General features: G+C 50.5%; 1 protein-coding gene and 1 pseudogene. Both read left to right on the top strand.

What is annotated here, in order from left to right:
- Positions 1–113: 113 nt before the first annotated feature.
- A pseudogene (locus tag AACY50_RS28590) lies at positions 114–842 on the top strand (site-specific integrase); the annotation flags it as partial.
- Complete coding sequence (locus tag AACY50_RS28585) at positions 835–1,041, top strand: hypothetical protein (RefSeq protein ID WP_339539932.1); 207 nt, start codon at positions 835–837, stop codon at positions 1,039–1,041. The pseudogene AACY50_RS28590 and the gene AACY50_RS28585, both read left to right, overlap by 8 nt.
- Positions 1,042–1,154: the final 113 nt, after the last annotated feature.

The following is a 1,154-nucleotide window of genomic DNA, read 5'->3' as shown; positions in this document are numbered from 1 at the left end:
GGCGCCGCCGCTCCTGACCCAAAAGCTCCCCACTCTTGTCGTTGCTATTAGTCATAAACATAACCGTTTGCCTATCCCTTATCGTAAGGGGGAAACGGTGTCCTGTCTTTCATGGGGCTCGTCCAGTCTCTGCGGTTGATCGAGACACCATTCTTGATTTCGCAAAACAGAGCGCCACACCCGAGCTTTACCTGATGTTGGCTTTAGGTTTCTTCACGGGTATGCGACTGGGAACGATCTGTGACCTTCGTATCGATACGTTGGAGCGTGCCCTACATGATCCGTCTGCTAAAGGTCTGCTTCTGCTATCCGTAGGGCCAGGTGCGTCCCCGCCCGTGCATACCAAATTTGGAGTAACTGGCCAGGTATGGATTCCCGAAGCTTTGTGTTCAGAAGTCTTGGAGTACGCCAAGGGTCTTCGCAGGTTGACTCGCGAGGCATCTGCTGCTGGCGAGCATCAAGACTTAGTGTTCTTGACACGTTTCGGAAACCCTTTTGGACGTCGCAACAGTGATCAGTCTTCGGCCATAAACGTTGAGATGTCATCGCTTAGAAAATTAGGCATCGCGTCGGGCATCAAAGCGCTCAGGAAGTTTCGCTTCCACCAATCCCGATGCACCTTTGGAACTGAGTTAGCTCGGCTCGCTTTAGCAAATTGCACTGATGTGGCGATAGTGATTGCGACTGTCAGCAATGCATTGCTTCACGGTCGAAATTCGGAGGCTACCACCTTCAAATACATCAAATTTGTGCAAGCCGCACCTGCTAAGCAGGCCATTGCGAACAGCTTCTTGACTGCTTTTACAGGGATTGCTTCGATGCAGGGAGCAAGCGATGAATAATCTGACGTTTTCAGACCTAACGTTTCCAATGCTTGAGTACGCGAAAAATGAGACGCCTTGGGATATGGCACCACTTTTATACAACGGTGGTGCTAAGGCAAAAGTGAAGACTGTACGCAGTGAAATCACATCAGGTGCTCTGGGTGATCCCTTGCTGGAGCGGGTAGAGCTTGTGAAGGGGCTCCATGTAGTGGTCTAATTTCCCCGGACACCCCGATAGGTGGAAAATGCATCTATCGAGGAGTTTTTCATGACCGACAAACGCAGAACATTCGACGACAGCTTCAAGCTGCAAGTCGTGAAGATGATCAA

It is taken from the genome of Pseudomonas sp. RA_15y_Pfl2_54, assembly GCF_963971015.1.
Lineage (GTDB): Bacteria > Pseudomonadota > Gammaproteobacteria > Pseudomonadales > Pseudomonadaceae > Aquipseudomonas > Aquipseudomonas baetica_A.
This window is presented reverse-complemented; position numbering and strand designations above follow the sequence as displayed.

Excerpts from the sequence above, each read along its gene's own strand:
- AACY50_RS28585 (WP_339539932.1), top strand. The coding sequence starts at position 835 with ATGAATAATCTGACGTTTTCAGACCTAACGTTTCCAATGCTTGAGTAC.